The organism is Arthrobacter agilis, from assembly GCF_002953615.1.
In the GTDB taxonomy this organism is placed as follows: Bacteria; Actinomycetota; Actinomycetes; order Actinomycetales; family Micrococcaceae; genus Arthrobacter_D; species Arthrobacter_D agilis_B.
Genome location: NZ_CP024915.1, coordinates 1,154,231 through 1,173,050 on the forward strand (window position 1 = coordinate 1,154,231; position 18,820 = coordinate 1,173,050).

General features: G+C 70.7%; 19 protein-coding genes and 1 pseudogene. 11 read left to right on the plus strand and 9 right to left on the minus strand.

Translation table 11 applies throughout. From position 1 onward, the window contains the following. Positions 1-148 precede the first annotated feature (148 nt). The 3 genes from CVO76_RS05500 to CVO76_RS17275 are packed head-to-tail and all read right to left on the minus strand — an operon-like array spanning position 149 to position 2,203. Positions 149-868 (minus strand): energy-coupling factor transporter transmembrane component T family protein, encoded by a 720-nt coding sequence (locus CVO76_RS05500; RefSeq protein WP_208741111.1) that lies wholly within the window; start codon positions 866-868, stop codon positions 149-151. After that, positions 865-1,569: an energy-coupling factor ABC transporter ATP-binding protein gene (locus CVO76_RS05505; protein WP_244186225.1), complete on the minus strand. Its 705-nt coding sequence runs from the start codon at positions 1,567-1,569 to the stop codon at positions 865-867. Before CVO76_RS05505 ends, CVO76_RS05500 begins: the two co-directional genes overlap by 4 nt. Next, positions 1,562-2,203: a biotin transporter BioY gene (locus tag CVO76_RS17275; RefSeq protein WP_244186226.1), complete on the minus strand. Its 642-nt coding sequence runs from the start codon at positions 2,201-2,203 to the stop codon at positions 1,562-1,564. The genes CVO76_RS05505 and CVO76_RS17275 overlap by 8 nt, the downstream gene beginning before the upstream one ends. A gap of 168 nt (positions 2,204-2,371) precedes the next feature. Between CVO76_RS17275 and CVO76_RS05510 the strand changes: the two genes are divergently transcribed. Together CVO76_RS05510 and CVO76_RS05515 are read left to right on the plus strand one after the other, a co-directional pair. Further along, entirely contained in the window at positions 2,372-3,970 is a 1,599-nt protein-coding gene (locus CVO76_RS05510) for an ABC-F family ATP-binding cassette domain-containing protein (protein ID WP_208741115.1), read from the plus strand. Positions 3,971-4,042: 72 nt separating this feature from the next. Then, a complete protein-coding gene (locus CVO76_RS05515; RefSeq protein ID WP_208741117.1) occupies positions 4,043-4,444 on the plus strand; it encodes an MmcQ/YjbR family DNA-binding protein in 402 nt (133 codons plus the stop codon). A gap of 12 nt (positions 4,445-4,456) precedes the next feature. On the opposite strand, the gene CVO76_RS05520 is transcribed toward CVO76_RS05515, so the two are convergent. From CVO76_RS05520 to CVO76_RS05530, 3 genes are read right to left on the minus strand one after another with little or no spacing between them, the layout of a single operon-like run. Next, on the minus strand, positions 4,457-5,284 hold the full coding sequence (locus CVO76_RS05520; RefSeq protein WP_208741119.1) for an SURF1 family cytochrome oxidase biogenesis protein: 828 nt from the start codon (positions 5,282-5,284) through the stop codon (positions 4,457-4,459). After that, complete coding sequence (locus tag CVO76_RS05525; RefSeq protein WP_244186227.1) at positions 5,285-5,584, minus strand: hypothetical protein; 300 nt, start codon at positions 5,582-5,584, stop codon at positions 5,285-5,287. It lies immediately after the preceding gene. Continuing rightward, positions 5,577-6,002: a DUF3099 domain-containing protein gene (locus tag CVO76_RS05530; RefSeq protein ID WP_133081899.1), complete on the minus strand. Its 426-nt coding sequence runs from the start codon at positions 6,000-6,002 to the stop codon at positions 5,577-5,579. Before CVO76_RS05530 ends, CVO76_RS05525 begins: the two co-directional genes overlap by 8 nt. A gap of 207 nt (positions 6,003-6,209) precedes the next feature. On the opposite strand from CVO76_RS05530, the gene fabG reads away from it, so the two are divergent. Together fabG and CVO76_RS05540 are read left to right on the plus strand one after the other, a co-directional pair. After that, on the plus strand, positions 6,210-6,947 hold the full coding sequence (fabG, locus tag CVO76_RS05535) for a 3-oxoacyl-ACP reductase FabG (protein WP_208741121.1): 738 nt from the start codon (positions 6,210-6,212) through the stop codon (positions 6,945-6,947). A gap of 81 nt (positions 6,948-7,028) precedes the next feature. Then, complete coding sequence (locus CVO76_RS05540) at positions 7,029-7,778, plus strand: SDR family oxidoreductase (protein WP_208741123.1); 750 nt, start codon at positions 7,029-7,031, stop codon at positions 7,776-7,778. Position 7,779: 1 nt separating this feature from the next. Here the strand turns inward: CVO76_RS05540 and serB are convergent, their stop codons facing one another. Further along, positions 7,780-8,664, minus strand: coding sequence for a phosphoserine phosphatase SerB (gene serB / locus CVO76_RS05545; protein ID WP_208741125.1), 885 nt, complete (start codon positions 8,662-8,664; stop codon positions 7,780-7,782). A 201-nt stretch (positions 8,665-8,865) separates the two neighbouring features. On the opposite strand from serB, the gene CVO76_RS05550 reads away from it, so the two are divergent. From CVO76_RS05550 to CVO76_RS05565, 4 genes are all read left to right on the plus strand, one after another. Beyond that, positions 8,866-9,651 carry an ABC transporter ATP-binding protein gene (locus CVO76_RS05550; protein ID WP_208741127.1) on the plus strand — a complete coding sequence of 262 codons (786 nt, stop codon included), beginning with the start codon at positions 8,866-8,868 and terminating at the stop codon, positions 9,649-9,651. 40 nt (positions 9,652-9,691) lie between these two features. After that, positions 9,692-10,519 (plus strand): TrmH family RNA methyltransferase, encoded by an 828-nt coding sequence (locus CVO76_RS05555; RefSeq protein ID WP_208741128.1) that lies wholly within the window; start codon positions 9,692-9,694, stop codon positions 10,517-10,519. A gap of 101 nt (positions 10,520-10,620) precedes the next feature. Next, the gene (locus tag CVO76_RS05560; RefSeq protein ID WP_105030659.1) at positions 10,621-10,878 is read left to right on the plus strand and encodes a type B 50S ribosomal protein L31; all 258 of its coding nucleotides are present in this window, start codon (positions 10,621-10,623) and stop codon (positions 10,876-10,878) included. Between the two features lie 208 nt (positions 10,879-11,086). Then, positions 11,087-12,163: a lipoate--protein ligase family protein gene (locus CVO76_RS05565; protein ID WP_208741130.1), complete on the plus strand. Its 1,077-nt coding sequence runs from the start codon at positions 11,087-11,089 to the stop codon at positions 12,161-12,163. Here the strand turns inward: CVO76_RS05565 and pepN are convergent. Beyond that, entirely contained in the window at positions 12,148-14,748 is a 2,601-nt protein-coding gene (gene pepN / locus CVO76_RS05570; protein ID WP_208741132.1) for an aminopeptidase N, read from the minus strand. The genes CVO76_RS05565 and pepN overlap by 16 nt on opposite strands. A gap of 109 nt (positions 14,749-14,857) precedes the next feature. Between pepN and CVO76_RS05575 the strand changes: the two genes are divergently transcribed. The 3 genes from CVO76_RS05575 to CVO76_RS05585 are packed head-to-tail and all read left to right on the plus strand — an operon-like array spanning position 14,858 to position 18,252. Further along, complete coding sequence (locus tag CVO76_RS05575) at positions 14,858-16,426, plus strand: circularly permuted type 2 ATP-grasp protein (RefSeq protein WP_208741134.1); 1,569 nt, start codon at positions 14,858-14,860, stop codon at positions 16,424-16,426. 51 nt (positions 16,427-16,477) lie between these two features. Next, a complete protein-coding gene (locus CVO76_RS05580) occupies positions 16,478-17,404 on the plus strand; it encodes an alpha-E domain-containing protein (RefSeq protein WP_133081908.1) in 927 nt (308 codons plus the stop codon). Next, on the plus strand, positions 17,401-18,252 hold the full coding sequence (locus CVO76_RS05585) for a transglutaminase family protein (RefSeq protein WP_208741136.1): 852 nt from the start codon (positions 17,401-17,403) through the stop codon (positions 18,250-18,252). Before CVO76_RS05580 ends, CVO76_RS05585 begins: the two co-directional genes overlap by 4 nt. A 54-nt stretch (positions 18,253-18,306) precedes the next feature. Here CVO76_RS05585 and CVO76_RS05590 read toward each other — a convergent pair. Beyond that, positions 18,307-18,820: pseudogene (locus CVO76_RS05590) on the minus strand (glucose-1-phosphate adenylyltransferase); the annotation flags it as partial.

Genomic DNA, 18,820 nt, shown 5'->3' on the forward strand with positions numbered 1-18,820 from the left:
CGACCAGATGCGGGCGCTCGGCTTCAACATCTGAGCCGGGCACCGGGCAGTTCCGGAGAGGGCGGTTCCAGCACACGCTGGGACCGCCCTTCCTGCGTGCCATGGCGGATCCGAGGGGTTGCCGGGCACCGCCACGGGCGGCGGCGCGTCAGGGTCCGTCCGGGTCGCGGTCACGTCCGATGCCGCTCCCGGCGGCGCGGCGTCCGAGGTGGCCGTGCCCGTCGTGACGGCCGTCGTGCCCGTCGCGGTCATCGTCTCCGAGGCCCCGTGCAGCGAGCGCCTCACCCGTCCGATGGGCGTAGGCCACGGCGCCGATCACCAGCGGGGTCACGGCCACGCGCGGGTCCCGCTCGAGACCGCGTGCACGGGCGGCCTCGCGGACGCCCACGAACAGCCCCGCGAGGTACGGGATGCTCCGCAGCATGACGGAGAGCGTGAGGGCGAAGCGCTCGGGATCGGCGCCTACCGCTCGGAAGGGGCCGGCCAGCCGGACCATCCCGTCGAGGAGGACCTGCGTCGGCGTCGTGAGGGTCAGGGCCCGCGCCGCCAGGAGGCAGGCGGTGATGCCGCCGACCACCGTGAAGGCCCGCAGCCACCCCTGGCCGATGCCCTGGTACAGCGCGAGGATGCCGAGGACGGGGGCCGCGGGCAGGAGCATCCGGAGGATCCGGAGGGGGGACAGGCGCGCACCGATCACGAGTGCGCCCAGGGCGAGCACCAGCACACCGGCCGTGGTGGTCGGTGATCGCCAGGCGACGACGGCGACCGCGCAGGCGAGCGAGGCGGCCGCCTTGACCGACGGGGGCGTCCGGTACAGGCATCCGCGTCCGGGCCGGTACAGGCCGAGGGTGCTGCCGAAGCCCCTCATCGCCGGCCGTCCCTCACGGCCGAGGCGAGATCCCGGTACCGGGCGACGGCGTCGGCGGGAACGCCGTCGAACACCACGCGACCGTCGTCCACGACGAGGGTGCGGTCGCTCTCCAGGGCGAAATCGAGATTGTGGGTCGTGAAGACCACCTGCTGGTCGAGGCCCGCGATGAGTGAGCGGATGCGCGCGTCGTTGCGCAGGTCCAGCAGCGTCGTCGGTTCATCCGCGACCAGGATGCGCGGCTCCACCGCGAGCACCACGGCGAGGGCGAGGATCTGCCGCTCGCCGCCCGAGAGGTCGTAGATGCTGCGGTCGGCGAGGTGTTCGAGGCCGAATCGGCGCAGGACGCCGTCGGCCCGGGCGCGGCGTTCCGTTGCCGGGAGCCGGCGCGCGCGCAGGGACAGTTCCACGTCCTCGCGGCCCGTCGGCATCACGAGTTGCGACAGGGGGTCCGTGAAGACGAAGCCGACGGCCCGGCGCACGGCACGTCCGGCCGTCCGGGTGTCCTCGCCGAACACCGCTACCGCTCCCTCCGAGGGGACCAGCAATCCGTTGATCAGGCGCAGCAGCGTCGACTTGCCGGAACCGTTGGCGCCGATCACCGAGACACGCCGCTCCCTGAGGGTCAGCGTCAGCGGATGCAGGAGCACGCGGGCGTCGTCGTCGTCGGTGCGGACGGCGGCGCCCCTGAACTCAATCACGGGGGGCGCGCGTCCCGGTGGTGAGGAGCCGCGGGAACGCACGGTGCACCGAGACGGCGAGGACGGCGGCCAGGACGTTCTTGGCCACGTCGCCGGGCAGGTAGGCGGCGTCCACGACGAGGGCGTCCCCCAGGGGGAGCCCGGCATTCACCACGAGCCCGGCGACACCGAGCGGATGGACGGTCAGGAGACTGGCCGCGAGGCAGGCGAGGAAGAGGAGGAGGGTGCGGAACCGGCGTGCCCTGCGCACCACGACGACGGCGAGCAGGCCGGCGACGAAGGCCGCGAGGGGGAACGCCACGAGGTAGCCGGCGGACGGCCCGGCGAGGACGCCGAAACCACCGGAGAAGCCGCTGAAGACCGGCAGGCCGACCAGCCCTGCCGCGAGGTAGAGCAGGACGGCCGCGGCGCCGCGCGCCGGCCCGAGGACCACGCCGGCGAGCATCACCCCGAGAGTCTGCAGTGTGATGGGCACCCCGAGCGGACCGACCGGTATACCGGGTAGGATTGCAAGGGCGGCGATGAGGGCGGCAAAGACCGCGACCAGCGAGAGATCGGTGGTATCCCACCGCTTGCGGGACGACGGGCGGCCGGCGCCGCCCGCTCCGGCGACGGTCTTCTCCAGTGGCTGCACGGCGGACTCTCCTCCAGCAGGCCGGAGTCGCACCGGCTACTCCGGTGATTTGTCGACTTCCTCCAGCCGTTACTGCTTCTGTACCGACACTAGCGCCGGTCATTCCGGGATCCCTTGTGGGATTCCTACAAGAAATCGCCGTCCTCGGCACCATGGAAAGGCCTCATCGTGATCAACGTATCGAACCTGGAGCTGCGGGCCGGCGCCCGCCTGCTCATGGACGAGGTGTCCTTCCGCGTGGACAAGGGCGACAAGATCGGCCTCGTCGGACGCAACGGCGCCGGCAAGACGACACTCACGAAGGTCCTGGCAGGGGAGTCGCTCCCTGCCGGCGGCACGGTGACCCGCTCGGGCGAGATCGGCTACCTCCCGCAGGACCCCCGCACGCCGAACATGGAGCAGCTGGCCCGGGACCGGATCCTCTCGGCCCGGAACCTCGACGCCGTGGTCGGGGAACTGCGCCAGGCCCACGAGGACATGGCGAGCGAGAAGACCTCCGTGCGGAACAAGGCGATGGCCCGCTACGACCGCATCGAGGCCGCCTTCCTCGCCGGCGGAGGCTACGCGGCCGAGGCGGAGGCGGCGTCCATCTCCTCGAACCTGGCCCTGCCCGAGCGCATCCTCAACCAGCCGCTGAAGACCCTCTCCGGCGGTCAGCGCCGGCGTGTGGAGCTGGCCCGCATCCTCTTCTCGGGCGCGGAGACGATGCTCCTCGACGAGCCCACCAACCACCTCGACGCCGACTCCATCGCCTGGCTGCGTGACTTCCTCAAGAACCACCAGGGCGGCCTGATCGTGATCAGCCACGACGTCGAACTCCTCGAGGCGACCGTGAACAAGGTCTTCCAGCTGGACGCCAACCGCGCGACCATCGACGTCTACAACATGGGCTGGAAGCGGTACCAGCTCCAGCGCGAGACGGACGAGCGCGCCCGCAAGCGTGAGCGCGCCAATGCCGAGAAGAAGGCCCAGGTCCTCATGGACCAGGCCAACAAGATGCGGGCGAAGGCCTCGAAGGCCGTCGCTGCCCAGAACATGGCCAAGCGCGCCGAACGCCTGCTCGGCGGCCTCGATGCCGTGCGCGCCTCCGACCGCGTGGCGGCGCTCCGCTTCCCGAAACCGTCTCCGTGCGGCAAGACGCCCATGACGGCCGAGGGCCTCAGCAAGTCCTACGGATCGCTGGAGATCTTCACCGACGTCGACCTCGCGATCGACCGCGGGTCGAAGGTGGTGATCCTCGGTCTCAACGGAGCCGGGAAGACCACGCTGCTGCGCATGCTCGCCGGCGTGGACAAGCCCGATACCGGGCAGGTCATCGCGGGCCACGGCCTCAAGGTGGGCTACTACGCCCAGGAACACGAGACGCTGGACACGCAGCGCACCGTGCTGGAGAACATGAAGTCCTCCGCACCGGACATGCAGGACGCCGAGGTGCGCGGGATCCTGGGGTCCTTCCTGTTCTCGGGCGACGACGTCGACAAGCCCGCCGGTGTGCTGTCCGGTGGCGAGAAGACTCGCCTGGCCCTGGCGACCATCGTCGCGTCCTCGGCGAACGTCCTGCTGCTCGACGAGCCCACCAACAACCTGGACCCGGCGAGCCGCGCCGAGATCCTCGGTGCCCTGAAGAACTACAGCGGCGCCGTGGTGATGGTGAGCCACGACGAGGGAGCCGTCGACGCGCTCGACCCCGAGCGCGTGGTCCTGCTGCCGGACGGCGTCGAGGACCTCTGGAACCAGGACTACCTGGAGCTCGTCACCCTCGCCTAGCCTCCGCCGGCACCACCGGGGCCGGCGGAGCCTGCACGGGTATCACCGGAGCGCAGCCGCTAGGGTGGTGGCGTGGATCTCGACCGGCTCCGGAGCTCGTGCCTGTCCTTCCCCGGCGCCTACGAGGACTATCCGTTCGGCCCGGAGGTGGCGGTGTTCCGGGTGCGCGTGCCGACCGCGCCCCCGCGTCCGGGGAAGATCTTCGCGCTGGTCCCCGTCGACCGCGCGCCGTCGTCCATCTCCCTCAAGTGCGACCCGGCGCTGGCCGTCCAGCTTCGCGCAGCTCACCCCGGGATCACCGGCGCCTGGCACCTCGACAAGAAGCACTGGAACGGCGTGCGCCTCGACGGCGACCTCCCCGCCGGGACGGTGCGGGACATGATCGAGGACTCCTACGACCTCGTCGTCGCCTCGCTGCCCGCCGCCGCGCGGGCCGCACTCGGCTGGGCCCCTGGGGCACCGGAAGGGTCCTGATCCGCGCAGGACCTAGCGGATGCCCTGCGCGTCGAGGATCGCGTCCTCTTCCTCCTCCGACGACGGACGTCGACGCCGGCGGACCGGCTGCTCGGGGAGGGTGCCGTCCTGCTCCGCGTCGCTCCGGCGTTGCTGGCGCGCCGCGTAGCCGAGGCCGACGAAGGCCAGGACCCCGAAGGCGAACCACTGCAGGGAGTAGGACAGGTGCGGCCCCTCGTCGATCGAGGGCTTGGGCGCTGCGAGCGGTGTCTGCGACGCTGCCGGGCGCTCGAGCGCCAGGAGCCCGTAGGCGGCGTCCTGCACCGGGTAGTCGAGCCGGTCGGCGAGCGCGGGGAGATCGATCGACGCGACCTGGCCCTCGGGGGCGCCGCGGTTGACGGCAGGCTCTCCCGGCTTGGTCCTGGCGGTGACCTCCACCTGCCCGGCCGGGGGCTCGGGGACCTCGTCGGGGCGCCCGGCCTCGGCATTGCCGATGGGCAGCCAGCCCCGGTCGATGATCACGGCCGTGCCGTCGTCGAGCCTGAGCGGGGTCAGCACCTCGTACCCCGGCTGCCCGTTCATCGGGCGGTTGCGGACCACCACCTGGTTCGCGACGTCGTAGGTCCCCACGAACGTCACCGGAGACCACTCCCGGGAGGGGTCGTAGTCGTCGAAGCCGTTCTCCCCGGGCACGTAGCGTTCCGGGGCGGCGTCGTAGTTCGCCACGATGCGCTGGATGTCCTCCACGACGGCCTCGCGGCGGTCGAGTTGCCAGCGACCCAGGGCCACGCAGCCGGCGGCCAGCACCACGACCATGGCGAGCCAGCCGAGCCATCGGGCGGAGAAGAGGAAGCGGTACACCTAGCGGGTCTCCAACGGTCGATCGGCGGTGAGGGGAAGCGTCTGCCTCCAAAGACCGCGGTCCCGGAGGTACTCCTCGAACCACGCGACGTGGTCCGGGCACGATGCCCAGGCCTTCCGGCGTTCGGGGGTGTGGATACGCGGGTTGTTCCAGAGCAGCTGCCACTCGGCCCCGTTCCGGCAGCCCTTGCGCGAGCAGACCGGCCCGTCGCCCGCTGCGGGCGCAGGGGGTGAGAACAGCCCGAGGCCCGCGGTCGAGGTGCCGACCGCGGGCCGAAGGCCGGAGGGGAGATCAGGCATCGCCACCGGGCCTGCTGTTGCCGGCGGCAGAGGACCCGTGCGCCGCGGGGTGGGCGGTGTCGTCGAGGATCTCGCCGCTCAGGACGTCGTCGCCGTCGTCCGGATCGCTGTCGACCACCTTCGCCTCGAGCTCCCGCACCGGAGCGCGGTCGATCAGGGCGTCGCTGTGCCGGATGTTGCTGGTGTCGCTGCCGCCGTTCGCCACGATCACGGCGAAGTAGGGCAGGAAGACCGCTCCGGCGATCATCACCCACTGCAGCCACACGTAGGGGACGACGAAGATCAGGACGAAGCAGACGAGGCGGATGCTCATCGAGACCGTGTACCTGATCATTCGTGTACGCATTTCCTCGCTGTGTGATTCACGAGCGTCGGAGATGCTGTGGACGTCTGTGTCGTGCTTCGTTTGTTTACTCATCACACTCCAAAAAGACTCCCTCCATTGTCTCACTCGGGCTCCCGTTCCCGAAGTTGAGGGATGCGCCGCTAGGATCGTCGGGATAGTTTGACGGAAGAGCCGCGGAACGGGCCCGGAGGGGCTGGGACGCCCCGCCGGATCGCAGCGCGATCCCCGATACAGAACAACGCGGGTCCCTTCCGGTCCCGCAGACAGAGGAGTTTCCCCTTGGCAACTGGTGCAGACAGCACGACGACGACAACCGGTCGCAGCGTCCTCATAACCGGAGGAAACCGGGGTATCGGCCTCGCCATCGCCAAGGTATTCGTAGCCAACGGCGATAAGGTTGCCATCACCTACCGAAGTGGCGAGATCCCCGACGGGATGCTGGGCGTCCGGGCCGATGTCACGAGCGAGGAGCAGATCGACGCCGCCTTCACCCGGGTCGAGGCGGAGCACGGGCCGGTGGAGGTCCTCGTGGCGAATGCCGGCATCACCCGGGACACCCTCCTGCTCCGGATGAGCGAGAGCGACTTCACCGACGTCATCGACACGAACCTCACCGGTGCGTTCCGGGTGGTCCGGCGCGCCTCGCGCGGCATGATCCGCCTGCGGCGCGGCCGCGTCATCCTCATCTCGAGCGTCACGGGCCTCTACGGCGCCCCCGGCCAGATCAACTACTCGGCGTCGAAGGCGGGACTCGTGGGCATCGCGCGCTCCCTGACCCGCGAGCTGGGCTCGCGGGGGATCACGGCGAACGTCGTCGCTCCCGGCTTCATCGACACCGACATGACCGCGGAACTGCCCGAGGAGACCCGCAAGAGCTACCTGGCCACCATCCCCGCCGGGCGCTTCGCATCCCCGGACGAGGTCGCCGGCGTCGTGTCCTGGCTGGCGGGCGACTCCGCAGGCTACATCTCCGGTGCGGTCATCCCGGTGGACGGCGGCCTCGGCATGGGTCACTGACCCGCGCACGACACCTGCGGCACCCCAGCATGATCCCAGCGGCATCCCGGCAGCACCCAGAATTCCAGTAGAAGGAGCACCATGGCCACCCTCGAGGGCACCACAGCAATCGTCACCGGATCCTCCCGCGGCATCGGCGCCGACGTCGCGCAGCAGCTCGCCGCGCAGGGCGCGGCCGTCGTCGTCAACTACCGCCAGAAGGCGCCGCGCGCCACCAAGGTCGTCGCGGCGATCGAGGCGGCCGGCGGCAGGGCCGTCGCCGTGGGAGCGGACCTGACCACGCCGGAGGGACCGGCCGCGCTGGTCGACGCCGCCGTCTCCACCTTCGGGGGACTCGATCTGCTGGTGCTCAACGCCTCCGGCGGCATGGAGACGAACATGGGGGAGGACTACGCGCTCAAGCTCAACCGCGACGCGCAGGTCGGCATGCTGGCGGCAGCCGTCGAGGTCATGCCGGAGGGGTCGCGCGTGGTCTTCATCACGAGCCACCAGGCGCACTTCATCGAGAAGGTCGCCACCATGGACGCCTACGAACCGGTGGCCCGCAGCAAGCGGGCGGGCGAGGATGCGCTGCGCGCCCTGATCCCGCAGCTCGACGAGAAGGGCATCTCCCTGGTGGTCGTGTCCGGCGACATGATCGAGGGCACGGTCACCGCGACCCTGCTCGACCGGGCCACCCCGGGTGCCATCGAGGCACGCCGGCAGGAGGCCGGGCGCCTGTACTCGGTGGCCGAGTTCGCCACCGAGATCGTCCGGATGGCGACGGCCGACGTGCCGAGCGGCCACACGGAGTACGTGGGCGGCGCCGAGGACTTCCTCGCGAAGAGCTGACCTATACGCCTGCCAGGTGGCGGACGACGTCCAGGTCCGGCAGGTCCAGGGCGGCGTCCGCCACCGCGCGGACGGCCGGCTTCGCGTTGAACGCGACACCCAGGCCCGCCGCCGCCAGCATGTCGAGGTCGTTCGCGCCGTCGCCCACCGCCACGGTGGCGGCGATCGGGATCCCGGCGTGCTCCGCCTCGGCACGGAGGGTGCGCTCCTTCTCCCGGCGGTCGACCACCGCACCGGCGACGCGCCCGGTCAGGATGCCACCGACGACCTCGAGGTCGTTCGCCTTCGCGAAGGACAGCCGGAGGCGGTCGGCCAGGGGTGCGAGGACCTGCGAGAAACCCCCCGACACGACACCGACGCGGTGACCGGCCCCGAGATACGCCTCCACGAGCCGCTCGGCGCCGTCGCTCAGTTCGATGCGGGCCACCACTTCCTCGATGACCGTCGCCGGCAGTCCCTCCAGCGCGCGTACGCGGTGATGGAGTGACTGGGCGAAGTCGAGTTCGCCCCGCATCGCGGCCTCCGTCACGGCAGCCACCTCCGCCTCGCGGCCGGCGTGCGCCGCGAGCAGTTCGATGACCTCCTGCTTGATGAGCGTGGAGTCGACGTCCATGATCAGCAGCTTCGGTCCCGGCCCGTACACCGCGGCCGGGACATACGCGGCGCCGATGCCGGTCGTCGAGGTCCACGCGGCGAGGGCGGCGCGCACCGGTGCCGCTGCGGCCGGGAGCACGACCTCCAGCGTCAGGACGTCGTACGACGACGTTCCCGCGGAGGACGCCCCCGTCACGTCGACGCCGAGGGCTTCAAGGATTCCCGTCAGGTCACGGCGGTGGCCGTCCTCGAGCGTCGCTGCGTAGGCGACCACCCTGGCGTTGTCCGGCATGTGTCCGCTCCTGTCCGTGCCGCTGCCGCGGCGTCGTCGAATACTTGTCCCGAGGCCGTGAGGTCCCACGGTGAAGGCGTCGTCCCCGTGGGCGGTCCGTGCGCCACGCGAGCGGAGCCGGCGACCCGCCGGGCGGGCGCCCCGGGCCGGAGGCTCTCCGGTTTCGCCACGGGGCCGGTCCTTAGCCTAGTGTCTAGGACCATGAGGAACGTTCTGGAACTGGCGGGAGTGAGCCTCGTCAGGGGCGGCAAGACCCTTCTCGATGACATCGACTGGCAGGTCGGCGAGGGGGAGCGCTGGGTGGTCATGGGCCCCAACGGAGCGGGCAAGACCACCCTGCTGCAGCTCGCCGGCGCACGCCTGCACCCCACCCGCGGCGTGGTCGGCATCCTCGACGAGGTGATGGGCGCGGTGGACGTCTTCGAGCTCCGCCCGCGCATAGGGCTCGCCTCCGCGGCCCTGGCGACCCAGGTCCCGGAGCACGAGACGGTCCTGAACGTCGTCGTCACGGCCTCCTACGGCGTCACCGGCCGGTGGCGCGAGCAGTACGAGCGCCTCGACGAGCGACGCGCGTTCCGCCTGCTCCACACCTGGGGCATGTCCCGTTTCATGAATCGCCCGTTCGGCTCCCTGAGCGAGGGCGAGCGCAAGCGTGTCCAGATCGCGCGGGCCCTCATGGCGGACCCCGAACTGCTGCTCCTCGACGAACCGGCCGCCGGTCTCGACCTCGCGGGCCGCGAGGACCTGGTGCAGCGCCTCACCGAGCTCGCCCGGGACGAGGAAGCGCCGGCCATGGTGCTCGTCACGCACCACCTCGAGGAGGTGCCCCCCGGCTTCACGCACGCGCTGCTCCTCCGCGACGGCAGCATCGTCGCCGCCGGGCCCGTCGCAGGCGTCCTGACCGAGGAGAACCTCAGCGAAGCGTTCGACGTCGCTCTCAAGGTCACCGAGGAGAACGGCCGCTACAGCGCGGTCGCCCGGGCGTGACCCCGCCGGCAGCCGGCCCCGCGTCCGGTACGCGCACCTGATGGCGCTCGTCCAGCTCGAGACCGTCGACGACCCCCGACTCTCGGACTACCGGAACCTCACGGATGTCCAGCTCCGCCTCGCGAAGGAGCCGGCCGAGGGCCTCTACATCGCCGAGAGCTCGAAGGTGCTGCGCCGCGCCATCGACGCCGGCCATGCCCCGCGGTCCTTCCTCCTGGCCCCGAAATGGCTGCCGGACCTCGCCGACGTCATCGCGCGCTTCCCGTCCGTCCCGGCCTTCGTGGCGCCCGAGGCGACGCTCGAGGCCATCACCGGGTTCCACCTCCACCGCGGCGCCCTGGCCGCTGTGCACCGCCCGGCGCCCCTCCCGCTCGCCGACGTCCTCGCCTCAGCGCGGCGCGTCGCCGTGATCGAGGACATGGTGGACCACACGAACCTCGGGGCCGTCTTCCGCTCCGCGGCGGCCCTCGGCATCGATGCCGTGCTGCTGAGCCCCCGCAGCGCCGACCCGCTGTACCGGCGGTCCGTGCGCGTCAGCATGGGCAGCGTCTTCCAGGTGCCCTGGGTGCGACTCCGCACCTGGCCGGACGACCTCGCCACCGTCCGCAGGGCGGGCTTCACCGTCGCCGCCCTGGCCCTGGTGCCCGGCGCACGGGAGCTCGGCGACTTCCCGGCCCGGGAGCAGGAGCGACTCGCCCTCATGCTGGGCACCGAGGGGGAGGGCCTGAGCTCCGGCGCCCTCGCCGAGGCCGACGTCGCGCTGACCATCCCCATGCACGGCGGGGTGGACTCCCTCAATGTCGCCGCGGCAGCCGCCGTCGCCTTCTGGGAGTGCCGGTACGACGACGGCGCGCGCCCCGCGCTTTAGCGTCGACGCCCCACCTGCGCTAGTATGGACAGCTGGCACTGTCGCCAACCTTTCAATTTCCCGTGCCTGGCAAAATCCAGGCAACCAGAGAAGGTAGTCCCGTGAAGTCTGATATCCACCCCAAGTACCAGTCGGTCGTGTTCCGCGACCTGGCCTCCGACAAGGCGTTCCTGACCAAGTCGACGGTCGGCTCGCCCAAGACCATCGAGTGGGAAGACGGCAACACCTACCCCCTCATCGAGGTCGAGATCTCCTCGGAGTCGCACCCGTTCTACACCGGCAAGCAGCGCATCATGGACTCCGCCGGCCGCGTCGAGCGCTTCAACGCACGCTTCAAGGGCTTCGGCGGCAAGAAGTAGCCCAGCTCCCCGCGAGCACCGGACAGACGGCCCCGTGCCCACCGTCCGCCAGGAAGAGCCACGCCGGTCCGGCGTGGCTCTTCCCGCTTAACGCCGGACCCGCACCGCGCTCCACCACCGCACTCCGCCGCCACACTCCGGTGTCGGACCCATCACCGCATCCCATCAGCACGGAGCCCGGCACCGGGCCCTACCGGAAGGCACTGCCATGGCTCACGCTCCGGACACCGACCGCCTGCACGGCGAGTACAAGACGCCCGGCGGCAAGCTCACGGCCGTGGACCTCGATGTGCGCGACGGACGCCTCGCCCACGTCTCGGTCAACGGCGACTTCTTCCTCGAACCGGACGAAGCCCTCCTGGACATCAACGCGGCCCTCGAGGGCCTGCCCGCCGACACCGCGCCGGGAGAACTCGCCGCCGCCATCACCACACGGCTCGATCCCACCGCCGTCCTGTTCGGCTTCTCGGCGGAGGCCGTTGCCACCGCGGTGCGCCGTGCACTGGGCCGGGCCACGGGCTTCGCGGACCACCAGTGGGAGATCATCCCGCCCACACCGCTGTCCACCGCGATGCACGTCGCCATGGACGAGGTGCTGACCCGTGACGTCGGTGCGGGTGCCCGCAACCCGGTCCTGCGGTTCTGGGAATGGCAGTCGCCGTCGGTCGTGATCGGGAGCTTCCAGTCCATGCGCAACGAGGTGGACCCGGACGGCGCCGCCCGGCACGGTGTGACCGTGGTCCGCAGGATCAGCGGCGGCGGCGCCATGTTCATGGAGCACGGGAACGCCATCACGTACTCGCTCTACGTCCCGCAGTCCCTCGTGGACGGCATGAGCTTCGCGGACTCGTATCCCTTCCTCGACGCCTGGGTCATGGAGGCGCTGGAGGAGCTCGGGATCCGGGCCTGGTACCAGCCCCTCAACGACATCGCCACGGACATCGGGAAGATCGGCGGCGCGGCCCAGAAGCGGCTGGCGAACGGCGGCATGCTGCACCACGTGACCATGAGCTACGACATCGACGCCGACAAGATGCTCGAGGTCCTCCGCATCGGCAAGGAGAAGATGTCCGACAAGGGCACGAAGAGCGCCAAGAAGCGCGTGGACCCGCTGCGACGCCAGACCGGCATGTCCCGGGAGCAGATCATCGACGTGATGATGTCCACCTTCCGCCGCCGCTACGGCGCGGTGGACACGACCCTGTCCGACGACGAACTGCGGCGCGCCGAGGAGTTGGTGGAGCACAAGTTCGGCACCGGGGAGTGGCTCTACCGCGTGCCCTGAACCTGTGCGCGGAGGGCGCGCAGCAGATGGTCCCGCTCCTCGACGACGATGCGCCGCAGGGCGGCGGGCGCATCCGCGTTGGCCGTGAGCCACTCGTCCGTCCTCCGCACGACCGGGTGGGACTCCGGCGCACCCGAGGCATCCTGCCGGCCCGGGTACAGCCCCCGGACGATCCTGCTCGCCATCTCGATGCCGCGCTCGGACCAGACGCGGCGCAGCGCCTCGAAATAGGGCTCCTCGTAGCTCGCCAGGAGTTCGTGCGGGCCGAGCAGGAAGCCCTCGATCGCGGCGCTGAGCAACTCGTTGGACAGCCGCTCACCCTGCACGGCCTCCGTCCACGTCGCCTTCTTGATGGCTGCGTCCGGTATCGCCGCGGAGGCCAGCGTGAATCCGACCCTGCCCGCCGCGGTAGGGTCGGCCGCGCGCTCGGCCTCCAGCTCGCCCGGCCGTACGCGCTGCTGCGCGGCGAGCCCCTGCAGGAAGAGCCAGCGAACCTCGGCGTCGAGGGGCAACCCCGGGATCCGCTCGTCGCCGTCGAGGACGGAGCGCACCACGTCGGCCGCCCGGGGAACGGTGCGGGCGGCGGTGGCGAGTGCACGGGCCCAGGCGAGCTGCAGGTCCGCCCCCGCCCCGGCGCTCCGCAGCCCGTCCACCAGGAAGCGGCACATCCGGTCCCGGAGACCGTCCCGCTGGTCGGCGGGAGCGAACCGTTCGACCGCCGTGCGCACATTGGCCAGCAGGACCTGCAGGACGCCCACCCCCGTCTCGGCCGGTGCGGCGAGCAGGACGGCGTCGAGGTAGGAGCCCGCCGGCAGGAGCGCATCCCTGGTGCTCGACCAGAGCGCGGTCAGGCAGGTGGCGCGTGCGAGGGGATCCTGCAGGCGGTCGATCGAGGACAGCAGGGTGGCGAGCGACCGCTCGTCGAAGGAGAGCTTCGCGTAGGTGAGGTCGTCGTCGTTGACCAGCAGGAGATCGGGCTGCGCTGCGCCGGCGAGCGCGGGCACCGGCGTCCGCCCGCCCTCGACCGTCACCGCCTCGGTTCCCGTCCGGACCAGGCGTCCCTCCGTGTCGAAGGAGTACAGGCCGAGCCGGATGCGGTGGGGCCGGGGCTCGTCCCGGCCCGTGACGGGGTCCAGGGCCTCCTGCACGATCGTCACCCCGGAGAGGACACCGTTCGTGGCGGAGACCTCCGCCCGGAGGGACGGCACGCCGGAGGTTTGCAACCAGGACCGCGACCAGGACCCGAGGTCCTGTCCCGTCGCGTCGGCCAGCACGTCGAGGAGGTCGGTGAGGGTCGTGTTCCCGTACTCGTGCTTCCGGAAGTACTGCCGCGCCGCCTCGGTGAAGGCGTCCCGGCCGACGAAGGCGACGAGCTGTTTCAGCACCGAGGCGCCCTTGGCATACGTGATGCCGTCGAAGTTCTGCTTCGCGGCCTCCAGGTCGGGGATGTCCGCGACGATCGGGTGCGTCGTCGGGAGCTGGTCCTGGACGTAGGCCCACGCCTTCCGGCGGTTGGCGAAACTCACCCACGAAGTGCTCCACCGCGTGGCCTCGGCCACGCCGAGAGCTCCCATGTAGTCGGCGAAGGACTCCTTGAGCCAGAGGTCGTCCCACCAGGACATGGTCACGAGGTCGCCGAACCACATGTGCGCCATCTCGTGCAGGATCGTGTTCGCGCGCGCCTCGCGCTGCGCCTCGGTGGCGGCCGACCGGAAGACGTAGTTCTCCGTGAACGTCACGAGTCCGGGGTTCTCCATGGCCCCGAGGTTGTACTCCGGTACGAAGGCCTGGTCGTACTTGCCGAAGGGGTACGGGTAGTCGAACAGCTCGTGGAAGAAGTCGAGGCCGCGCCGCGTCGTGTCGAGGATCTCCGGGGCGTCGAACGAGGGCGCCAGCGACCGGCGGCAGTACAGGGCGAGCGGCACCTCCAGGCCTTCACCCGCGGTCCCCGGTGTGCCCGTCCAGGAGCCGGTCTCCCGGTGGTAGGGGCCGGCCAGGATCGTGGTGATGTACGTCGAGATCCGCCGCGTCGGCTCGAAGGTCCAGTGCACGGTGCCGTCGTCGGACGGCAGGGCGTTCGCCTGTGCGCCGTTCGAGGCCACCGTCCACCCCGCCGGTGCCAGGACGCTGAACGTGAAGGACGCCTTGAGGTCGGGCTGCTCGAAGTTCGCAAAGACGCGGCGTGCGTCCGCCGGCTCGTACTGCGTGTAGAGGTAGGTCTCGCCGTCCACCGGGTCCACGAACCGGTGGAGTCCCTCGCCGCTCGTGCTGTAGGAGGCCAGCCCCTCGACCGTCACCGTATTGTGCGCTGCCAGGTCGTCGAGCCTCACACGGGCGCCGTCGCCGGCCACTGCCCGATCCAGGGCGCGTCCGTTCAGTTCCACGGAGGTGACCTCCCCGATGAAGTCGAGGAAGGTGGAGCTGCCCGGCTCCCGGCAGGTGAAGGACACGGTGGTGGTGCTCCGGTACGTCCCCCTGGCGGGGTCCCTGGCGTCCGAGAGGTCCAGTTCGACGGTGTAGCGCTCCGTCTGCAGCAGTGCCGAACGTGCAGCTGCCTCGTCCCGGCGCAGGTTCTCGTTCTTCATCCGGCCATTCAACCATGCACCCCGTCCGCTTCGTTTCGGGCGTGTTAACCGTGCGTGTACCGGCGTGTGCCGCGGTGTACCGGCGCGGGATCCATGGCACTGTTGACCCATGTCCGAGCTCTTTGCTGACTACGCAGCCGCCGCCCGCAAGACGCCCGCCTTCGACGAGATGTTCGATCCCGGGCAGTTCCCGCGCACCGAGTACGGCCAGGTCGCCGCGGCGCTCGACGAGCTGAACCTCGCCGACGTGACGGCGCGCGCCGACTCGATGGCGCGCACCTTCCTGGACCGCGGCGTCACGTTCGACTTCGCGGGCGAGGAGAGGCCCTTCCCGCTCGACATCGTGCCGCGCGTGATCGCCGGCAGCGACTGGGACGTGCTCGAACGCGGCGTGGCGCAGCGCGTGCGGGCGCTCGAGGCGTTCCTGAGCGACGTCTACGACAAGATGGCCGTGGTGTCCGACGGCGTGATCCCGCAGCGCCTGATCACCTCCAGCGCCCACTTCCACCGGGAGGTCGCCGGGTTCGCGCCGGCCGGCGGCGTGCGTGTCCACATCTCCGGGATCGACGTCGTGCGCGACCAGCAGGGCACCTTCCGCGTCCTCGAGGACAACGTGCGTGTGCCGAGCGGCGTCAGCTACGTCCTGGAGAACAGGCGGGCGATGGCGAAAGGCCTCCCCGAGGCGTTCGGTCAGCAGCACATCCGTCCGGTCGAGGAGTACCCGCGGCGGCTCCTCGCCGCCCTGCGCAAGACAGCGCCGCCGGGCGTCGAGGACCCCACCGTCGTCGTCCTGACCCCCGGAGTCTTCAACTCCGCCTATTTCGAGCACACCCTGCTGGCCGGCCTGATGGGCGTGGAGCTCGTGGAGGGACGCGACCTCATCTGCCGCGGCAACCGCGTGTACATGCGGACGACGGCGGGGGAGCAGCGCGTGGACGTCATCTACAAGCGCATCGACGACGAGTTCCTCGACCCCCTGCAGTTCCGGGCCGACTCGGTGCTCGGGTGTCCCGGGATCGTCAACGCAGCACGTGCCGGCATGGTCACGATCGCGAACGCCGTGGGCAACGGCGTCGCCGACGACAAGCTCGTGTACACCTACGTGCCCGATCTCATCCGGTACTACCTGGGCGAGGAGCCCATCATCGCCAACGTGGACACGTACCGGCTCGAGGAGCCCGACGCGCGCGAGGAGGTGCTCGACCGGCTGGACGAACTCGTCGTCAAGCCGGTGGACGGTTCCGGCGGCAAGGGCCTCGTGATCGGACCCGACGCCACCCGGGCCGAGCTCGATGTCCTCCGCGCGAAGGTCCTCGAGGATCCGCGCGGCTGGATCGCGCAGCCGGTCCTCCAGCTCTCCACCGTGCCCACGATGTCCGGCGGGCAGTTCAGCCCCCGCCACGTGGACCTGCGGCCCTTCGCCGTCAACGACGGCGAGGAGGTGTGGGTGCTGCCCGGCGGGCTGACGCGCGTGGCCATGAAGGAGGGCTCGCTCATCGTGAACTCCAGCCAGGGCGGCGGATCCAAGGACACCTGGGTGGTGGACGGCGAGGTGCGCGGCACGGCAGGCGACGACGGACCTCGGGAGCGCCCGGCGGTGACCGTCCGCGAGCGCACCAGTGTCTGGCCGATCGAGACGAACTGGCAGGACAAGCAGTCGGAGCAGCAGCAGCAGTGACCGCTCCCGCGCCCCGCATCCCGCACACGACCCCCCTGGAAGGCAGGCCCCATGCTCAGCCGGATCGCTGAATCCCTCTTCTGGATCGGCCGCTACGTCGAACGGGCGGACGGCACCGCGCGCATCCTGGACGTGCATCTCGAACGGCTCAACCAGATGCCGCTGCCCCAGCAGCGCGAGACCTCGCGTCAGCTGCTCGGCGTGATGGGCAGCCGCCCGGAGCAGGACGACATCGACCTCTCCGACCTGCTGCAGGCCCTCGCGTACGACCGGACGAGCGCCACCTCCATCGCCGGTGCCCTCGGAGCCGCCCGGGAGAACGCCCGACGCGCCCGTGAGACCGTCTCCAGCAGCGTGTGGGAGAGCCTCAACACCACGTGGTACGGGCTCACGCAGCACCGCAAGGACGTCGTGGGCACCTACCGCTTCTGCCACTGGGTGGTGGAGCGTACCGCGATGGTGCGCGGCCTCTCCGACACCACGATGAGCCACGACGAGTCCTGGCAGTTCCTCGTCCTCGGGCGCAGCCTGGAGCGGGCGGACATGACGGCCCGGATGCTCTCCACGCACGACGTCCACGCGGCCGGCCTCTCCTGGGTCAACATGCTGCGCTGCGCCGGCGCCTACGAGTCGTTCCTGCGGACGCGCCGGGCGTCCTTCGGCGACCAGCAGGCCGCCGAGTTCCTGCTCCTGGACCGGTTGTTCCCGCGCTCCATCGTCTATGCGCTGAGCGACGCCGAGAAGTGCCTGACCCAGCTGAATCCCGCCTACCAGCGCGTCGGCTTCATCAACGATGCCAGCCGCATCGTGGGACAGGCCCGGACCTTCCTCGAGTTCCACCAGACGCGGGACCTGATGTCCGAGCTGCCCGAGCACATGGAACGCGTCCAGAAGGCCTGCGCGCGGGCCTCCGATGCCGTTTCCCGCACGTACTTTTCCCAGGCCGACGAGTTGTCCTGGGTCGGAGAGGTCTCATGACACGCCTGCTGATCGAACACCGCACCGGCTACGACTACCTGCGCCGGGTCTCCCTGTCCTACAACGAGGCCCGGATGACGCCGCTGACCGATCCGCAGCAGGTGGTCCTCGAGTCCACGCTGAAGGTGAACCCCTCGAGTGCCGCCGTCGCGACCTACCGCGACTACTGGGGGACACGCGTGACCTCGTTCGACGTCCACGTGCCCCACGAGCACCTGGAGGTCACGGCCGTCTCGACAGTGGAGGTCAGCCGGTCCGAGCGCGTCCCCGGCGAGGACGAGATCCTGTCCTGGGAGCACCTCGCGGCGCCGTCCCTCACGGACGATTTCTCCGACTGGCTGAGCCAGACGCCGCTCAGCGAGCCGGGGGAGGAGGTGCGGAAACAGGTCGCAGCCGTGACCGAGGGATTGAACCCGCATGCGGCCGCCCACGCCGTCTTCGACTGGCTCAGGGCGGAGATGGACTACGTCCAGGGCGCCACCGGCGTGCAGACCAACGCACGCGATGCCTGGGCCGAGCGGAAGGGCGTCTGCCAGGACCTCGCGCACGTCGCCATCGGCGCCCTGCGCAGCCTCGGCGTCCCCGCACGGTACATCTCCGGCTACCTCCACCCGCGACGCAGCGCCGGCGTCGGCGAGACGGTGGCGGGTCAGTCGCACGCGTGGGTCGAGTGGTACGACGGCGAGTGGCGCGGCTGGGATCCGACCAACAGCGGCCCGGTGAGCGACTTCCACGTCTCCGTGGCCCGCGGCCGCGACTACCGGGACGTCTCGCCGCTCAAGGGCATCCTCTCCGGCGGCGGGGGCTCCACCCTGAACGTGAGGGTCGCCATCACGAGGGTCGCCTAGCCCCGGGACACGGAAAGGCCCCCGGCGCGTGCCGGGGGCCTTTCCGCGCGTGCGTCAGGTGGTGGGGTAGGCCGGTGCGACGACCTGGCCCTTGCTGACGATCGTCAGCCCTGAATCCGTGACCGCGAACCCGCGGCTGCGGTCCAGTTCGAAGTCCACCCCGATCTGGGCGCCCGGCGGGATGCGGACGTTCTTGTCGATGATGGCGCGCCGGACCACGGCGCCCGCGCCGACGGTGACCTTGTCCAGGAGCACGCAGCCGGTGACCTCGGCGGCCTCGTCGATGAACACATCCGTCGCCAGGATCGACCCCTGCACTGCGCCGCCGGAGACGACGACGCCGGCCGACACGATCGAGTCGTGGGCCTCGCCGGACCGGCCCGACGCGCTCCGGACGAACTTCGCCGGAGGCGAGACGCTCTGCCGCGTGTAGATGGGCCACTGCAGGTTGTAGAGGTTGAAGAGCGGCAGGGGCGAGATGAGGTCCATGTTGGCCTCGTAGTACGAGTCCATGGTGCCGACGTCACGCCAGTACTGGCGGTCCCTGGCGGCCGACGGCGCCACTGCC